This is a genomic window from Streptomyces sp. NPDC092045, assembly GCF_044756005.1.
GTDB lineage: Bacteria > Actinomycetota > Actinomycetes > Streptomycetales > Streptomycetaceae > Streptomyces.
The window spans coordinates 125,235-142,667 of the sequence record NZ_JBIVSC010000011.1 but is presented as its reverse complement, the minus strand read 5'-3'; the positions used below and the strand labels follow the sequence as shown (position 1 = coordinate 142,667).

The window sequence follows — 17,433 nt, the reverse complement described above, 5'->3', positions numbered from 1 at the left end:
GTTCGGGTGAAGAGGTCTCCGGAAGACCGGAAATCGAATGTACGTGCTATACGCTCGATGGAAGCATCCGGCGTCCCCGGTTGTTGGTGTGTAGGCACATCCGCTCTCTCAAGAAAGGTGCGGACCGGCGTGGCCGACCGTCTCATCGTCCGTGGCGCTCGCGAGCACAACCTCAAGAACGTCTCCCTCGATCTCCCGCGTGACTCCCTCATCGTCTTCACCGGGCTCTCGGGGTCGGGCAAGTCCTCCCTCGCGTTCGACACGATCTTCGCCGAGGGGCAGCGCCGGTACGTCGAGTCGCTCTCCTCGTACGCCCGGCAGTTCCTCGGCCAGATGGACAAGCCGGACGTCGACTTCATCGAAGGTCTGTCGCCCGCCGTCTCCATCGACCAGAAGTCGACCTCGCGCAACCCGCGCTCGACGGTCGGCACCATCACGGAGGTCTACGACTACCTCCGCCTGCTCTTCGCGCGCATCGGCAAGCCGCACTGTCCCGAGTGCCACCGCCCCATCTCGCGCCAGTCGCCGCAGGCCATCGTCGACAGGGTCCTGGAGCTGCCCGAGGGCAGCCGCTTCCAGGTGCTCTCCCCGCTCGTGCGCGAGCGCAAGGGCGAGTTCGTCGACCTCTTCGCCGACCTCCAGACCAAGGGCTACAGCCGCGCCCGCGTCGACGGCGCGACCGTGCAGCTCAGCGAGCCGCCGACGCTGAAGAAGCAGGAGAAGCACACCATCGAGGTGGTCGTCGACCGCCTCACCGTCAAGGACAGCGCCAAGCGCCGGCTCACCGACTCCGTCGAGACCGCGCTCGGACTCTCCGGCGGCATGGTCGTGCTCGACTTCGTCGACCTCCCCGAGGACGACCCCGAGCGCGAGAAGATGTACTCGGAGCACCTCTACTGCCCGTACGACGACCTCTCCTTCGAGGAGCTGGAGCCGCGCTCCTTCTCCTTCAACTCGCCCTTCGGCGCCTGCCCGGACTGCACCGGCATCGGCACCCGCATGGAGGTCGACCCGGAGCTGATCGTCCCCGACGAGGACAAGTCCCTCGACGAGGGCGCCATCCACCCCTGGTCGCACGGTCACACCAAGGAGTACTTCGGCCGGCTCATCGGCGGGCTCTCCCAGGCCCTCGGCTTCCGCACGGACATCCCGTACGCGGGGCTGCCGCAGCGCGCCAAGAAGGCGCTGATGCACGGCCACAAGACCCAGGTCGAGGTCCGCTACCGGAACCGGTACGGGCGGGAGCGGGCGTACACCACCCCGGCCTTCGAGGGGGCCGTCTCCTTCGTCAAGCGGCGCCACACCGAGGCCGAGAGCGACTCCAGCCGCGAGCGCTTCGAGGGCTACATGCGCGAGGTGCCGTGTCCCACCTGCGAGGGCACCCGGCTGAAGCCGATCGTGCTCGCGGTCACGGTCATGGACAGGTCCATCGCCGAGGTCTCGGCGATGTCCATCAGCGACTGCGCCGAGTTCCTCTCGCGGCTCACCCTGAGCGCCCGGGACAAGCAGATCGCCGAGCGGGTCCTCAAGGAGGTCAACGAGCGGCTGCGCTTCCTCGTCGACGTCGGCCTCGACTACCTCTCGCTCAACCGGGCCGCCGGGACGCTCTCCGGCGGCGAGGCCCAGCGCATCCGGCTCGCGACCCAGATCGGCTCCGGCCTGGTCGGCGTGCTCTACGTGCTCGACGAGCCCTCCATCGGCCTCCACCAGCGCGACAACCACCGGCTGATCGAGACCCTGGTGCGGCTCCGGGACATGGGCAACACGCTCATCGTGGTCGAGCACGACGAGGACACCATCAAGGTGGCCGACTGGGTCGTGGACATCGGCCCCGGCGCCGGCGAGCACGGCGGCAAGGTCGTCCACTCCGGCTCCCTGAAGGAGCTCCTCGCCAACGAGGAGTCGATGACCGGGCAGTACCTGTCCGGCCGCAGGTCGATCACCACCCCGGACGTCCGCCGGCCGGTGGACCCCGAGCGCAGGCTCACCGTGCACGGGGCCCGCGAGAACAACCTGCGGGACATCGACGTCTCCTTCCCGCTCGGCGTCCTCACCGCCGTCACCGGCGTCTCCGGCTCCGGCAAGTCGACCCTGGTCAACGACATCCTCTACACCCACCTGGCGCGCGAGCTGAACGGCGCCAAGTCGGTGCCCGGACGGCACACGCGTGTGGACGGCGACGACCTCGTCGACAAGGTCGTGCACGTCGACCAGTCCCCGATCGGCCGGACCCCCCGGTCGAACCCGGCGACCTACACCGGCGTCTTCGACCACGTCCGCAAGCTCTTCGCCGAGACGATGGAGGCCAAGGTCCGGGGCTACCTGCCCGGCCGCTTCTCCTTCAACGTCAAGGGCGGCCGCTGCGAGAACTGCTCCGGCGACGGCACGATCAAGATCGAGATGAACTTCCTCCCGGACGTCTACGTCCCGTGCGAGGTCTGCCACGGCGACCGGTACAACCGGGAGACCCTGGAGGTCCACTACAAGGGCAAGTCCATCGCCGAAGTCCTGAACATGCCGATCGAGGAGGCCCTCGACTTCTTCGAGGCCGTCCCGACGATCTCGCGCCACCTGCGCACGCTCAACGAGGTCGGCCTCGGATACGTCCGGCTCGGGCAGTCCGCGCCGACGCTCTCCGGCGGCGAGGCCCAGCGCGTGAAGCTCGCCTCCGAGCTCCAGAAGCGCTCGACGGGCCGCACGGTCTACGTCCTGGACGAGCCGACCACCGGTCTGCACTTCGAGGACATCTCGAAGCTGATCAAGGTCCTCTCCGGACTGGTCGACAAGGGGAACTCGGTGATCGTCATCGAGCACAACCTCGACGTCATCAAGACCGCGGACTGGGTCGTCGACATGGGCCCGGAGGGCGGCAGCGGCGGCGGCCTGGTGGTCGCCGAGGGCACGCCGGAGGAGGTCGCCTCGGTCCCGGCGAGCCACACCGGCAAGTTCCTCCGCGAGGTCCTCGGCGCCGACCGGATCAGCGACGCGGCGATCCCGGCGGCGCGCGGCACGAAGAGGACGGCGGCGAAGAAGACGGCGACGGCGAAGAAGGCCGCCACCACGAAGGCCGCCCCGGCGAAGAAGACGGCCGCCGCGAAGACGGCCGCGACCAAGGCGACCGCGACCAAGGCCGCCGCCAAGAAGACGGCGACCCGGGCCCGCAAGGCCTGACCCGGCCCGCCACCCGGTAGGGGCCCCGCCCGGGCCCCTGCCGGACCGGCGCGCCCCCGCGCACGGACCTCCGCCCCATCGGCGGGGGCTCCGCGCCGGGGGCGCCGCCGCACCCACGGGTCGTCGCCGGGACCGGGGCTTCCGCCCGCGCGGCCCCGCCCGCACCCACGGCCCCCGCGACCCGTGCGCGGGGCGCGCCGGTATCGTCGGTTCGGTCACCGCTGGGGTGTCTCGTCCCCGATCTCACCGTGGAGCGCTCATGTCCGGCCAGTCCAGCCGTCGCACCGTACTGAAAGGCGCCGCCCTCGCCGGTGCCGCCGGACTGGGGGCCGCCGCCTGCTCCACCGAGTCCAAGCTCGGCCACGCCGAGGTCCCGACCCCGACCGCCCCGGTCCCCCTCGGCTCCCCGGACGAGGTCCCGGTCGGCGGCGCCAGGCTCTACCGCGAGCAGCGCCTCGTGGTCAGCTGTCCCGCCGCGGGTCAGTACAAGGCCTTCAGCGCCCAGTGCACCCACGCGGGCTGCGTCCTCGACAAGGTCGAGGAGAACGAGGGCAACTGCCCCTGCCACGGCAGCCGCTTCGACGTCACGACCGGCAAGGCGCTCCGGGGCCCGGCCACCGTCCCGCTCCCCGAGGTCCCGGTCCGCGTCGAGGGCGGCAGGCTCGTCGCCGGACCCGAGGCCTGACCGGACGGACGGTTCAGGACCAGTCCCAGTCGATCCCCAGGATCCCCGGGCGCACCCCCTGCTCCACCAGGTGCACCGTGCGGTGCCGGCCGCTCAGGGTCAGCTCCGCACGGCCGCCGCGCGACGCCCCCGCCGAGACCTGCGCGAACCTCCGGCACCGCACCGGAAGCGCCGCCTCGTCGAAGCGCACCTGGAGCACGTACTGCCCGCCCGCGAAGCTGAACCCGCGCACGTACTCCCCGCTCGCCCCCGCCGTGCCGTCCTCGAAGCCGTACGAGAAGAGGTACGTGTCCCCGGCGCGCAGACGCGCGTCGAAGAGCAGCTCCGCGACCAGCACCCCCGTCCCCGCGTGCCACCGCACCCGCCCGGTCCGGCAGTTCTCCACCGCCCGCACCACCACCCGCGACGGGTCGCAGCCCGGGTCCCCGTGGTGGATGGCCAGATAGCGGTCCACCCCGTCCCGGTGCGCCCGCACCACGTGCTGGGACTCGCGCCCCACCAGCTCCCGCCCGGCCCCGATCCGCACCCGCTCGTGGTGCCCCACCGTGTGCAGCCCCCCGTCCGTCGGGCACTCCATCTCCGCGAGCAGCTCCTCCACCGAGCCGGACGCCTCCACCAGCGAGCGGTACGAGCGGCCCGCCGGGCGCTCCACCTCGGACCGGGCGGCCGTGTCCTCCGACAACAGGCGCAGGAGCGAGTTGCCCGGCAGCTGGAGCACCTCCTCCAGGGCCCGGACGGCCTTCAGGGACTCCGGCCGCTGCGGGCGGCGGGCGCCCTGCTGCCAGTAGCTCAGACTCGTCACCCCGACCCTCACGCCCCGGTGCGCCAGATGGTGCTGGACCCGCTGGAGCGGCAGCCCGCGCACGGCGAGCGCGGTGCGCAGCGCCAGATGGAAGGGACCGGTGTGCAGCAGCTGCGCAAGATCGGCCTCGGTGTGGCTCACGAGGACTCCTCGGTGAACGTTCACGGTGGGGGAGCGGACCGTCGCACCGCCGGGGACGGGCGGGCAGGTGGGCCGAGGGCGTCCGTTCACACCCGGGTCGCACCGTTCACAGTCCGATGTCATCCCGCATTGAAGCGTGTTGACCCGGACCGGACAACGGCAGATGCTCCTGACCAGCGTCCGGACGCGCTCCTCCACACCCCCACCCCACCCGGGAGGAACGCGATGCGCAGAAGAAAGCTGAACCTCGCGGCACTCGCCGCAGCCGCCCTCTTCCTCGTCCCCACCACCCCGGCGTCCGCCGCGCCGGCCGGTGAGGACGCCTCCGCCCTCGCCGCCAAGCGTCTGAACATCACCATGCAGGCCCAGCAGAAGAGCAACTGGTGCTGGGCGGCGGCCGGCAACACCATCGCCACCTGGTTCGGCCGCACCTACAGCCAGAACCAGTTCTGCAACGCCGCCTTCAACCGCCAGCAGGGCTACGACTGCCCCAACAACCAGGCCACCCTCGGCAACGTCCAGACCGGTCTGAGCTGGGCCGGCGTCCGCCCCGGCTCGTACGTGACCGGCTGGCTGCGCTACCCCACCGTGCAGACCGAGATCAACGCCGACCGGCCGATCGAGACCCGGATCCAGTGGTCCAGCGGCGGCGGGCACATGCACGTGATCTACGGCTACGACGACGCGAGCAGCTGGGTCTACTGGGGCGACCCCTGGCCCTCCAGCGACCGCTACAACTGGGCCTCGCACGCCTGGTACGTCGACAACGACTCCTTCTCCTGGACCCACTCGCTCTACCGGATCGGGGCGTGACCACCGTGATCACCGCGACCACGGCACGCGCGCGTGCCACCGCCGCCGGCCTCCTGACCGCCGCCGCCCTCGTCGCCCTCGGCGCCCTCCCGGCGTCCGCCGCCGAGAGCCTGCCGTCCGCGCCCACCCCCGAGCGGGCCGCCGCCGCGCCGGGGACCCTGGAAACCCTGTCCCGGTTCTTCGCCCGGGACGGGAAGGGAGCCGGGGCGGCCGCCGCGCCCGCCGCCCGCACGGCGGGCACCCCGCGGATCGAGGGCGCCTCCGTCCCGGTCCGGATCCTCTCCCCGGACTTCGTCGCCGGGAAGGCCGGTGCCCCGGTCGCCCGCGTCGAGTTCCGCGCCAGCCGGGCCGTCGCCCCGGACGGGCGGAAGGCCTCCCTGTGGACGGTGCGGGGGGCCGACGGCTGGCAGGTGGTGAACATCGCCACCGGCGACGACGAGATCCGGTACGCGGAGCAGGGCGGGCGCCTGCTGCCCGGCGGCCTCGTCTTCCGCGAGCCCCAGATCGACGCCTGGTACGTCCAGAAGGGCGCGAAGGTGCTCCCGCTGGACGAGGACGCGGCGCGGGCCGTCGGGAAGAACGGGACGAGCCTCGCCGCGTACCGCGAGCGGGTCGCACGGGCGTACGGCGACAAGCTCCCCGGCTCCGCCTACGCGAAGAAGGGCGCGGCGGGCGGGTACGGGCCGCAGGAGGCCGCGGCCCCGGGAGCGGCGTCCCGCGCGGTTCCCGGACACCAGGCCGCCCCCGGACCCCGTACGGACGCCTCCGGGGAGACCGCCGCCGCCGTGGCCGGCGTCGGCGCCGCCCTGGGCCTCGCCCTGGCGGGCACGGCCGCGATACGCCGCCGCCGGGCGGCCGGGAGCGGCCCGGCGGCCTGACCCGGGCCCGCTCCGGGCCCGCCTCGGTCCCGGCCGGGGCGAGCCCCGTGCGGGCGGGTCCCCACCCCGTCCGCACGGGGCCGGACGCACCCGCGCGCCCGGCCGGAGTGTCGGTCCCCGCCAGTAGGGTGGGGACCATGGCAGACCCCTCCAGCTACCGCCCCAAGCCGGGTCAGATCCCCGACTCCCCGGGGGTCTACAAGTTCCGCGACGAGCACCGCCGGGTGATCTACGTGGGCAAGGCGAAGTCCCTGCGCCAGCGCCTCGCCAACTACTTCCAGCCGCTCACGAGCCTGCACCCGCGCACGGCCACCATGGTGACCACGGCCGCCTCCGTCGAGTGGACCGTGGTCTCCACCGAGGTCGAGGCGCTCCAGCTGGAGTACTCCTGGATCAAGGAGTTCGACCCCCGGTTCAACGTCAAGTACCGGGACGACAAGAGCTACCCGTACCTCGCCGTGACCATGAACGAGGAGTTCCCCCGCGTCCAGGTCATGCGCGGCCAGAAGAAGAAGGGCGTGCGCTACTTCGGGCCGTACGCGCACGCGTGGGCGATCCGCGAGACCGTCGACCTCATGCTGCGGGTCTTCCCCGTCCGCACCTGCTCGGCGGGCGTCTTCCGGAACGCCGCCTCGGCCGGCCGGCCCTGCCTCCTCGGCTACATCGGCAAGTGCTCGGCGCCCTGCGTCGGCCGGGTCACCCCCGAGGAGCACCGCGAACTCGCCGAGGATTTCAGCGACTTCATGGCCGGCCGCACCGGCACGTACATCCGCCGTCTGGAGAAGCGGATGACGATCGCGGCCGAGGACATGGAGTACGAGAGGGCCGCCCGGCTCCGCGACGACATCGGGGCCCTGCGCCGGGCCATGGAGAAGAACGCGGTCGTCCTCGCCGACGCCACCGACGCCGACCTGATCGCCCTCGCCGAGGACGAGCTGGAGGCCGCCGTCCAGATCTTCCACGTGCGCGGCGGACGCGTCCGCGGCCAGCGCGGCTGGGTCACCGACAAGGTCGAGGCCGTCGACACCGCCGGGCTCGTCGAGCACGCCCTCCAGCAGCTGTACGGCGAGGAGAGCGGCGAGGCGGTCCCCAAGGAGGTCCTGGTCCCCGCGCTCCCCGAGGACGCCGAGGCCGTCTCCGCCTGGCTCTCCGGCCGCCGCGGCTCCCTCGTCTCGCTGCGGGTGCCCCGGCGCGGCGACAAGAAGGACCTGATGGAGACCGTCGCGCGCAACGCCCAGCAGGCGCTCGTGCTCCACAAGACCAAGCGGGCCAGCGACCTCACCACCCGCTCCCGGGCCCTGGAGGAGATCGCCGAGGCCCTGGACCTGGACTCGGCGCCGCTGCGCATCGAGTGCTTCGACGTCTCGCACCTCCAGGGCGAGGACGTCGTCGCCTCCATGGTCGTCTTCGAGGACGGACTGCCCCGCAAGAGCGAGTACCGCCGCTTCCAGATCAAGGGCTTCGAGGGGCAGGACGACGTCCGCTCCATGCACGAGGTGATCGGCCGCCGCTTCAAGCGCTACCTCGCCGAGAAGGAGCGGACGGGGGAGTGGGTGGACGGCGAGGTCCCGGCCGAGGAGTCCGAGGACGACGGGCGGCCCAAGCGGTTCGCCTACCCGCCGCAGCTCGTCGTGGTCGACGGCGGACAGCCCCAGGTCGCCGCCGCGCGGCGCGCCCTCGACGAGCTCGGCATCGACGACATCGCGGTCTGCGGCCTCGCCAAGCGCCTGGAGGAGGTCTGGCTGCCCGGTGACGACGACCCCGTGGTGCTGCCCCGCTCCAGCGAAGGCCTGTACCTTCTCCAGCGGGTGCGTGACACGGCTCACGACTTCGCCATCCGCTACCAGCGGTCCAAGCGGACGAAACGCATCAGGACCGGGCCCCTCGACGCCGTCCCCGGCCTCGGGGAGACCCGGAAGCAGACCCTGATCAAGCATTTCGGCTCGGTGAAGCGGCTCCGGCAGGCGACAATCGAGCAGATCTGCGAGGTCCCCGGCATGGGCCGGAAGACCGCGGAGGCGGTCGTCGCGGCCCTGGCCGGGGCGGCTCCCGGCGCCCCCGCCGTGAACACGGCGACGGGCGAGATCATGGAGGACGACACGGCTCCCGCACAGGCGGCTCCGGCCGCCCCCGCCGTGAACACGGCGACAGGGGAGATCATGGAGGACGACGCGGACGTCACGGCACGGCCGCGCGCGCACGGCACGACGAGCACCACCGAGAAGACGGAGCAGGACACGTGAGTACGGGCACCAAGGAGATCCCCGGCGACAGCGGCGCCGAGGCGGCCATTCCCGAGCTGGTGATCATCTCCGGCATGTCCGGGGCCGGCCGGTCCACCGCGGCGAAGTGTCTGGAGGACCTCGGCTGGTTCGTCGTGGACAACCTGCCGCCCGCGCTGATCCCCACCATGGTGGAGCTCGGCGCCCGCTCCCAGGGCAACGTCGCCCGGATCGCCGTCGTCGTGGACGTCCGCGGCCGGCAGTTCTTCGACAACCTGCGCGAGTCCCTCGCCGACCTGGACGCCAAGCGGGTCACCCGCCGGATCGTCTTCCTGGAGTCCTCCGACGAGGCCCTCGTCCGGCGCTTCGAGTCGGTCCGCAGGCCCCACCCGCTCCAGGGCGACGGCCGCATCACCGACGGCATCGCCGCCGAGCGCGACCTGCTGCGCGAGCTGCGCGGCGACGCCGACCTGGTGATCGACACCTCCAGCCTCAACGTCCACGAGCTGCGCGCCAAGATGGACGCCCAGTTCGCCGGCGACGAGGAGCCCGAGCTGCGGGCCACCGTGATGTCCTTCGGCTTCAAGTACGGCCTGCCCGTCGACGCCGACCTCGTCGTGGACATGCGCTTCCTGCCGAACCCGCACTGGGTCCCCGAGCTGCGCCCCTTCACCGGCCTCAACGAGGAGGTGTCGAACTACGTCTACAACCAGCCCGGCGCCAAGGAGTTCCTGGACCGCTACACCGAGCTCCTCCAGCTGATCGCCGCGGGCTACCGCCGCGAGGGCAAGCGGTACGTGACGATCGCCGTCGGCTGCACGGGCGGCAAGCACCGCTCGGTGGCCACCGCCGAGCGCCTGGCCGCCCGCCTCGCCTCCGAAGGGGTCGAGACCGTCGTCGTGCACCGGGACATGGGGCGAGAGTGAAGCCGTACCGTCGGCGTGCCTCCACCCTCACGGTGCGTCGCGCGCTCCGCAGACGCGGCGCCCAGCCCAAGGTCGTCGCGCTGGGCGGGGGCATGGGCCTCTCGGCCTCCCTCGCCGCTCTCCGCCGGATCACCGGCGACCTCACCGCCGTCGTCACCGTCGCCGACGACGGCGGCTCCAGCGGCCGGCTCCGGGAGGAACTGGGCGTGCTGCCCCCCGGCGACCTGCGCAAGGCGCTCGCCGCGCTCTGCGGCGACGACGACTGGGGCCAGACCTGGGCCCGGGTCATCCAGCACCGCTTCCACTCCAAGGGCGAGATCAACGGGCACGCCGTCGGCAACCTGCTGATCGTCGCCCTCTGGGAGCAGCTCGGCGACCCCGTGCAGGCCCTGGACCTGGTCGGCCTGCTGCTCGGCGCCCAGGGCCGGGTGCTGCCCATGTCCGCCGTGCCCCTGGAGCTCCAGGCCCTGGTCAAGGGCCACGACCCGGAGCGGCCGGACGACGTGGACACCGTGTGCGGCCAGGCGACCGTGGCGCTCACCCCCGGCGAGGTGCAGTCCGTGCACCTCGTGCCGAACGACCCGCCGGCCGTCCCCGAGGCGGTCGCCGCCGTCCTGGACGCCGACTGGGTCGTCCTGGGCCCGGGCTCCTGGTTCTCCTCGGTGATCCCGCACCTCCTGGTCCCCGACCTCCTCGACGCACTGGTCGTGAGCAAGGCCCGGAAGGTGCTCTCCCTGAACCTCGCGCCGCAGCCCGGAGAAACCGACGGCTTCTCCCCGCAGCGTCATTTGGAGGTTTTGGGCCGACACGCCCCTAAACTCGCCCTGGACGTGGTGCTGGCCGACGAGGCCGCCGTGCCCGACCGCGACTCCCTCGCCGACGCCGCCAAGCGGTTCGGCGCCGCGGTCGAGCTGGCGCCGGTGGCCCGGCCCGACGGCTCCGCGAAGCACGACCCGGAGCTGCTGGCCGCCGCGTACGACCGTATTTTTCGGATGCATGGAAGGATCGGCCCATGGCGATGACGGCAGCGGTGAAGGACGAGATCTCCCGGCTTCCCGTCACCCGGACCTGCTGCAGGAAGGCAGAGGTCTCGTCGATCCTGCGGTTCGCGGGCGGGCTGCACCTGGTGAGCGGCCGCATCGTGATCGAGGCGGAGCTCGACACCGCGATGGCGGCCCGCCGCCTCAAGCGGGACATCCTGGAGATCTTCGGACACAGCTCCGAACTGATCGTGATGGCCCCCGGCGGGCTGCGGCGCGGCTCGCGCTTCGTGGTGCGGGTGGTGGCCGGGGGCGACCAGCTCGCCCGCCAGACGGGTCTGGTGGACGGCCGGGGCCGCCCCATCCGGGGCCTCCCCCCGCAGGTGGTCTCCGGCGCGACCTGTGACGCGGAGGCCGCCTGGCGCGGGGCCTTCCTCGCGCACGGCTCGCTGACCGAGCCCGGCCGCTCCTCCTCCCTGGAGGTGACCTGCCCGGGCCCCGAGGCCGCCCTCGCCCTGGTCGGCGCGGCGCGGCGGCTCTCCATCGCGGCGAAGGCCCGCGAGGTGCGGGGCGTGGACCGGGTCGTCGTCCGTGACGGCGACGCGATCGGCGCCCTGCTGACCCGGCTCGGCGCGCACGAGTCGGTGCTGGCCTGGGAGGAGCGGCGGATGCGGCGCGAGGTCCGCGCCACCGCCAACCGCCTGGCCAACTTCGACGACGCCAACCTGCGCCGCTCGGCCCGCGCCGCGGTCGCCGCCGGGGCCCGGGTGCAGCGCGCCCTGGAGATCCTCGGCGAGGAGGTGCCCGAGCACCTCGCCGCCGCCGGCCGGCTCCGGATGGACCACAAGCAGGCCTCCCTGGAGGAGCTGGGCGCGCTCGCCGACCCGCCGCTGACCAAGGACGCGGTGGCCGGCCGGATCCGCCGGCTGCTCGCCATGGCCGACAAGCGGGCGCAGGACCTGGGCATCCCCGGGACCGAGTCCAACCTGACCGAGGAGCTGGACGACAGCCTGGTCGGCTGACGCCGGTCCTTTTCGGTCGACCCCTCACTGCCGGTGCGTTCCTGACGCACCGGCAGTTTCTTTTCCCGGTGTGCGCGACGCGCCGGGAGGCACCCTTGACGCTCCCCGGGGCGCCCATGAGTCTGTCGTCTGTCCATCCGCGAGACCCGTTGCACCAGTGGGACCCGTTCCACCAGTGGGACCCGTTGCACCGGTCGGACCCGTTCCATCCGCGAGACCTGCTCCACCCGCGAGATCTGTTCACCTTCGAGACGGACGACACCAAGGGGAGCCCATGAGACGCAGAGCGGGATCGATCCTCGCCGCGGCTTCACTGCTGATCGCCGGAGTGGCGGCCGCACCCGTCGCCGGAGCGCGGCCCGACGACCGGAACGCCGACGCCCTCTCCGTATGGCACGCCGAGGTCACCCGGGAGCAGGTTCCGCTCCTCCTCGAAGCCGGCGCCGACGCCCACGAGCTGACCGAGCGGGTGCCCGCGAAGGGCAGCGCCACGGTCGAGCTCTTCCTCACCGGCGCCCAGGCCGGACAGCTCCGCGGCCAAGGCGTCGAACTCGCCGAGCACGCCCTGTCGGACGGGGCCGAGAAGCGGGTCGCCGCCGCCGGCGACGGCGTCTTCCGCCCGTACGGCGGCCCCGGCGGCCTCAAGCAGGAGATCCTGGACACCGCCCGGACCCACCCCGGGCTCACCAAGGCCGTCTCGATCGGCAAGACCCTCAAGGGCCAGGACATCCTCGCCCTCAAGATCAGCAAGGGTGCCGGACGGAGCGAGGACGGCTCCAAGCCGGCCACGCTCTACATGTCCAACCAGCACGCGCGCGAGTGGATCACCCCCGAGATGACCCGGCGGCTGATGCACCACTACCTCGACGGCTACGGCAAGGACGAGCGGATCACCCGGATCGTCGACACCACCGAACTGTGGTTCGTGCTCTCCGCCAACCCGGACGGCTACGACCACACCCACGCCGACCCCGCCAACCGCCAGTGGCGCAAGAACCTCCGCGACAACGACGGCGACGGGCGGACCGGCCCCGGCGACGGCGTCGACCTCAACCGCAACTTCGCCTACAAGTGGGGCTACGACAACGAGGGCTCGTCCCCCGACCCGGCCGACGAGACCTTCCGCGGCGAGGGCCCCATGTCGGAGCCCGAGACCAGGGCGATCGACGCCTTCCAGAAGCGCATCGGCTTCGCGTACGGCATCAACTACCACTCCGCCGCCCAGCTCCTGCTGTACGGCGTCGGCTGGCAGGTCGCCACCGACACCCCCGACGACGTGGCCCTCAAGGCCCTCGCGGGCACCCCGGAGAACTCCGCCGTGCCCGGCTACCGGCCGCAGGTCTCCTCCGAGCTGTACACCACCAACGGCGAGGCCGACGGGCATGCCGCCAACGTCAACGGCACGCAGATGTTCACCCCGGAGATGTCCACCTGCGCCACCGCCTCCCGGGTCGACCCGAACGACGCCTGGAACCCGGCCGACTGCGCCTCCGTCTTCACCTTCCCGGACGACGAGAAGCTGATCCGGGCCGAGTTCGCCAAGAACGTGCCCTTCGCGCTCGCCGTCGCCGAGTCCTCCGCCCATCCGGACCGGCCCGTCTCCCCGGTCGGCACCGACGCCCCCGACTTCACGCCGAAGGCCTTCGCCACCTCCTACGCCCGCGGCGGGGAGCAGGAGGTCGCCGTCACCGCCCGCAGGTCGCTGCGCGGCAAGACGCTCGAATACCGGATCAACGGCGGCCGCGTCCACCGCGAGGAGCTCCGCGCCTGGAAGGGCGGCGAGACCTACGGCGGCGAGGACAACCTCTACTTCGACGAGTACCGCGCCGAGGTCGGGGGCGCCCGGCCCGGCGACTCCGTCGAGGTCCGCTTCACCGCCCGCACCCGCGAGGGCCGGGCCACCGCCTCCGCCCCCTTCACCTACCGGGTGGCCGAACGGGCGCGCGGCGACGTCCTCGTCCTCGCCGACGAGGGCGGCACCACCGCCGGACGGCACACCGCCGCCTACGTGAGGGCGCTCGCCGACGGCGGACGGAAGGCCGCCGTCTGGGACGTCGCCGTCCAGGGCGCCCCGGACGCCCTCGGCGTCCTCTCCCACTTCGACGCCGTCGTCTGGTACACCGGCGCCGAACGCCCCTCCGGGGCCGCGGAACTCGCCGTCCGCTCCTACCTCAACGAGGGCGGCAAGCTGGTCAACGCGGGCGAGAAGTCCGGCGGACTCACCCGGGTCGGCCCCGCCGAGACCAACGACTTCGCCCAGTACTACCTCGGCGCCTACCGCCGCGCCGGGCTCAAGGGCCCGTCCGCCTTCGCCGGCACGGGCGCCTTCGGAGGCGCGCGGGCGGCCCTCGGCGCCGCCGCCGGGAACCCGCTGGACGACGCGGGCGCGTACACCGTCACCTCCGACACCCTGAGGCCGAAGGACTTCCCGCAGTTCGCGAGCAGCGCCTCCGCCGGCGACTACCCGGGCGTCCGCACCCCCTTCGAACCCGCCGAGGGCACGACCTTCGCCGCGGTGAAGCACGCCGACGACACCTGGGCCCGGCTCGCCAGGACCGTCGACCTCACCGGCGTCCCGGCGGGCGCGAAGCCCCGCCTGGACTTCCAGGTCAGCCACGACACCGAGCCCGGCTACGACAACCTCGTCGTCGAGGCCCACACCGCCGGACAGGACGACTGGACCACCCTGCCCGACACCAACGGCGGCACCTCCGCCGAGCCCCCGGCCGACTGCGGCGAGGGCTACTACGTCCGCGGCCACCCCTTCCTCGCCCACTACCTCACCGTCGGCGAGGACGGCTGCGCCGCCACCGGGACCACCGGCTCCTGGAACGCCTTCACCGGCCCCTCCAACGGCTGGCGGCAGGCCTCCGTCGACCTGAGCGCCTGGGCGGGCAGGAAGGTCGAGCTCTCCCTCTCGTACGTCTCCGACCCCGGCACGGGCGAGACGGGCGCCTTCGTCGACGACGTCCGGCTCGTCACCGGGACCACCACCGAGGCCGAGGGCTTCGAGACCTCCCTCGGCGCCTGGTCCACGCCCGGCGCCCCGGCCGGCAGCCCCGGCAACGGCTCGGACTGGACGCGCTCCGGCGCGCTCTTCCACTCGTGGGCGGCGGTCACCACCCGGGACACCGTCCTCCTCGGCTTCGGCCTGGAGCACGTGCCCGGCACGGCGGAGCGGGCCCGGCTCCTGGGCCGCGCCCTCAAGGCCCTCCACCGCTGAGGGGAGCATCCCGTCCGTTTGACGGAGAGTAGTGGGGAAAAACGTCCCAAGGCGGCCCTTACCCGTCGGTAGGTGCGGGCCGCCGGCCGTTTTCCCTCACGTTCCGGGCTCGCACGGATGCGCTCGATGTCACTCCGGCGGCCATGGGGAGGTAGGGTCGTAAGCGGTCGGGGACATCCCAAAAACAAAAATCTCGCCGGCGTCGAACACACCGGCGTACCTAACGAGGAGATCGGTTCGTGACGATCCGCGTAGGCATCAACGGCTTTGGCCGCATCGGCCGGAACTACTTCCGCGCGCTCCTTGAGCAGGGTGCCGACATCGAGATCGTGGCTGTCAACGACCTGGGTGACACCGCGACCACGGCCCACCTGCTGAAGTACGACACCATCCTGGGACGCCTCAAGGCCGAGGTCACCCACACCGAGGACACCATCACCGTCGACGGCCACACCATCAAGGTGCTGTCCGAGCGCGACCCGGCCGACCTCCCCTGGGGCGAGCTCGGCGTCGACATCGTCATCGAGTCGACCGGCATCTTCACCAAGAAGGCCGACGCCGAGAAGCACCTCGCGGGCGGCGCCAAGAAGGTCCTCATCTCGGCTCCGGCCAAGGACGAGGACATCACCATCGTGATGGGCGTCAACCAGGACAAGTACGACCCCGCGCAGCACCACGTCATCTCGAACGCCTCCTGCACCACCAACTGCGTGGCGCCGATGGCGAAGGTCCTCGACGAGAACTTCGGCATCGTCAAGGGCCTGATGACCACGGTCCACGCGTACACCAACGACCAGCGGATCCTGGACTTCCCGCACAAGGACCTGCGCCGCGCCCGCGCCGCCGCGGAGAACATCATCCCGACCACGACCGGTGCCGCCAAGGCCACCGCCCTGGTCCTCCCGCAGCTCAAGGGCAAGCTCGACGGCATCGCCATGCGCGTCCCGGTCCCGACCGGCTCCGCCACCGACCTGGTCGTCACCCTGGACCGCGAGGTCACCAGGGACGAGGTCAATGCCGCGTTCAAGAAGGCCGCCGACGACGGCGACCTCAAGGGCTTCCTCTTCTACACCGAGGACCCGATCGTCTCCTCCGACATCGTGGGCGACCCGGCGTCCTGCACCTTCGACGCCTCCCTGACCATGGTCCAGGACGGCAACTCGGTCAAGATCCTCGGCTGGTACGACAACGAGTGGGGCTACTCCAACCGTCTCGTCGACCTCACCGTCTTCGTCGGCGGCCGGCTCTGACCTTCAGGGCGGGCTTTCGATGGTGAGCAGGGCTCGGGCAGCGCAACGCCGCGCTGCGCGAGCCCTGTTCGTGTGCTCCACCGCGTACCAAGGAGTCAGTTAACAGATGAAGACGATCGACGAGCTTCTCCACGAGGGCGTCGAAGGCAAGCGGGTGTTCGTCCGCGCCGACCTCAACGTGCCGCTCGACGGCACCACCATCACCGACGACGGACGCATCCGCGCCGTCGTCCCCACGGTCGAGGCGCTCGCCGGAGCCGGTGCCCGCGTCGTGGTCGCCTCGCACCTGGGCCGCCCCAAGGGTGCCCCGGACCCGGCGTTCTCGCTCGCCCCGGCCGCCGCCCGCCTCGGCGAACTGCTCGGCGCCGACGTGGCGTTCGCGACCGACACGGTCGGCGACTCCGCCACGGAGACCGTCGCGGGCCTGGAGAACGGCCGGGTCGCCGTCCTGGAGAACCTCCGCTTCAACGCGGGCGAGACCTCCAAGGACGACGCCGAGCGGGGCGCCTTCGCGGACCGCCTCGCCGCCCTCGCCGACCTCTACGTCGGCGACGGCTTCGGCGCCGTGCACCGCAAGCACGCCTCGGTCTACGACCTCCCGGCGCGCCTCCCGCACGCCGCGGGCTACCTCATCGCCACCGAGGTCGGCGTCCTGAAGAAGCTGACCGACGACGTGCGGCGGCCGTACGCGGTCGCCCTCGGCGGCGCCAAGGTCTCCGACAAGCTCGGCGTGATCGACCACCTCCTGGAGAAGGCCGACCGCATCCTCATCGGCGGCGGCATGGCGTACACCTTCCTCAAGGCCCAGGGCCACGAGGTCGGCACCTCGCTCCTCCAGGAGGACCAGATCCCGGCGGTCCAGGAGTACCTGGCACGGGCGAAGGAGCGCGGCGTGGAGTTCGTGCTCCCCGTCGACGTCCTGGTCGCGCCCGAGTTCCCGGACCTGAAGACCAAGGCCCCCGCGAACCCCACCACGGTCGCCGCGGACGCCATCCCGGCGGACGAGGAGGGCCTCGACATCGGCCCCGAGACCCGCAAGCTCTACGCCTCGAAGCTCGCCGACGCGGCCACCGTCTTCTGGAACGGGCCGATGGGCGTCTTCGAGCACCCCGACTACGCCGAGGGCACCAGGGCCGTCGCCCAGGCGCTCGTCGACTCCCCGGCCTTCACCGTGGTCGGCGGCGGCGACTCCGCCGCCGCGGTCCGCATCCTGGGCTTCGACGAGAACGCGTTCGGACACATCTCGACCGGCGGCGGCGCCTCCCTCGAATACCTCGAGGGCAAGACGCTTCCCGGCCTCGCCGCACTGGAGGACTGACC

Annotated in this window: 12 protein-coding genes; 11 read left to right on the top strand and 1 reads right to left on the bottom strand. The window is 72.3% G+C overall.

The features are described 5' to 3' along the window. The first annotated feature begins 129 nt into the window (after positions 1-129). Both uvrA and ACIQKA_RS23895 read left to right on the top strand, forming a co-directional pair. The gene (gene uvrA, locus ACIQKA_RS23900) at positions 130-3,171 is read left to right on the top strand and encodes an excinuclease ABC subunit UvrA (protein WP_383441527.1); all 3,042 of its coding nucleotides are present in this window, start codon (positions 130-132) and stop codon (positions 3,169-3,171) included. A 259-nt stretch (positions 3,172-3,430) separates the two neighbouring features. Then, positions 3,431-3,856 carry a Rieske (2Fe-2S) protein gene (locus ACIQKA_RS23895; RefSeq protein WP_383149020.1) on the top strand — a complete coding sequence of 142 codons (426 nt, stop codon included), beginning with the start codon at positions 3,431-3,433 and terminating at the stop codon, positions 3,854-3,856. 13 nt (positions 3,857-3,869) lie between these two features. Here the strand turns inward: ACIQKA_RS23895 and ACIQKA_RS23890 are convergent, their stop codons facing one another. Continuing rightward, positions 3,870-4,799, bottom strand: coding sequence for a hypothetical protein (locus tag ACIQKA_RS23890; protein ID WP_383149019.1), 930 nt, complete (start codon positions 4,797-4,799; stop codon positions 3,870-3,872). Between the two features lie 225 nt (positions 4,800-5,024). Here ACIQKA_RS23890 and ACIQKA_RS23885 point away from each other — a divergent pair, with 225 nt between their 5' ends. The 9 genes from ACIQKA_RS23885 (at position 5,025) to ACIQKA_RS23845 (ending at position 17,431) form a co-directional block, all read left to right on the top strand. Beyond that, entirely contained in the window at positions 5,025-5,612 is a 588-nt protein-coding gene (locus tag ACIQKA_RS23885) for a papain-like cysteine protease family protein (protein WP_383432042.1), read from the top strand. Beyond that, entirely contained in the window at positions 5,609-6,490 is an 882-nt protein-coding gene (locus ACIQKA_RS23880; RefSeq protein ID WP_402542339.1) for a hypothetical protein, read from the top strand. The genes ACIQKA_RS23885 and ACIQKA_RS23880 overlap by 4 nt, the downstream gene beginning before the upstream one ends. Positions 6,491-6,627: 137 nt before the next feature. Continuing rightward, the gene (gene uvrC, locus ACIQKA_RS23875) at positions 6,628-8,733 is read left to right on the top strand and encodes an excinuclease ABC subunit UvrC (RefSeq protein WP_383432044.1); all 2,106 of its coding nucleotides are present in this window, start codon (positions 6,628-6,630) and stop codon (positions 8,731-8,733) included. After that, on the top strand, positions 8,730-9,638 hold the full coding sequence (rapZ, locus tag ACIQKA_RS23870) for an RNase adapter RapZ (protein ID WP_383149012.1): 909 nt from the start codon (positions 8,730-8,732) through the stop codon (positions 9,636-9,638). Before uvrC ends, rapZ begins: the two co-directional genes overlap by 4 nt. Continuing rightward, positions 9,635-10,660 carry a uridine diphosphate-N-acetylglucosamine-binding protein YvcK gene (yvcK, locus tag ACIQKA_RS23865; protein ID WP_383149010.1) on the top strand — a complete coding sequence of 342 codons (1,026 nt, stop codon included), beginning with the start codon at positions 9,635-9,637 and terminating at the stop codon, positions 10,658-10,660. Before rapZ ends, yvcK begins: the two co-directional genes overlap by 4 nt. Beyond that, a complete protein-coding gene (gene whiA, locus ACIQKA_RS23860; RefSeq protein ID WP_366376718.1) occupies positions 10,651-11,640 on the top strand; it encodes a DNA-binding protein WhiA in 990 nt (329 codons plus the stop codon). Before yvcK ends, whiA begins: the two co-directional genes overlap by 10 nt. A gap of 274 nt (positions 11,641-11,914) precedes the next feature. Continuing rightward, positions 11,915-14,863: a M14 family zinc carboxypeptidase gene (locus tag ACIQKA_RS23855; protein WP_402542338.1), complete on the top strand. Its 2,949-nt coding sequence runs from the start codon at positions 11,915-11,917 to the stop codon at positions 14,861-14,863. 239 nt (positions 14,864-15,102) lie between these two features. Beyond that, positions 15,103-16,113, top strand: coding sequence for a type I glyceraldehyde-3-phosphate dehydrogenase (gap, locus tag ACIQKA_RS23850; RefSeq protein WP_402542336.1), 1,011 nt, complete (start codon positions 15,103-15,105; stop codon positions 16,111-16,113). A 106-nt stretch (positions 16,114-16,219) separates the two neighbouring features. Next, positions 16,220-17,431, top strand: a complete 1,212-nt coding sequence (locus tag ACIQKA_RS23845) for a phosphoglycerate kinase (protein WP_383149004.1) — start codon at positions 16,220-16,222, stop codon at positions 17,429-17,431. Positions 17,432-17,433: the final 2 nt, after the last annotated feature.

Excerpts from the sequence above, each read along its gene's own strand:
- ACIQKA_RS23895 (WP_383149020.1), top strand. The coding sequence starts at position 3,431 with ATGTCCGGCCAGTCCAGCCGTCGCACCGTACTGAAAGGCGCCGCCCTC.
- ACIQKA_RS23885 (WP_383432042.1), top strand. The coding sequence starts at position 5,025 with ATGCGCAGAAGAAAGCTGAACCTCGCGGCACTCGCCGCAGCCGCCCTC.
- uvrC (WP_383432044.1), top strand. The coding sequence starts at position 6,628 with ATGGCAGACCCCTCCAGCTACCGCCCCAAGCCGGGTCAGATCCCCGAC.
- whiA (WP_366376718.1), top strand. The coding sequence starts at position 10,651 with ATGGCGATGACGGCAGCGGTGAAGGACGAGATCTCCCGGCTTCCCGTC.
- ACIQKA_RS23855 (WP_402542338.1), top strand. The coding sequence starts at position 11,915 with ATGAGACGCAGAGCGGGATCGATCCTCGCCGCGGCTTCACTGCTGATC.
- ACIQKA_RS23845 (WP_383149004.1), top strand. The coding sequence starts at position 16,220 with ATGAAGACGATCGACGAGCTTCTCCACGAGGGCGTCGAAGGCAAGCGG.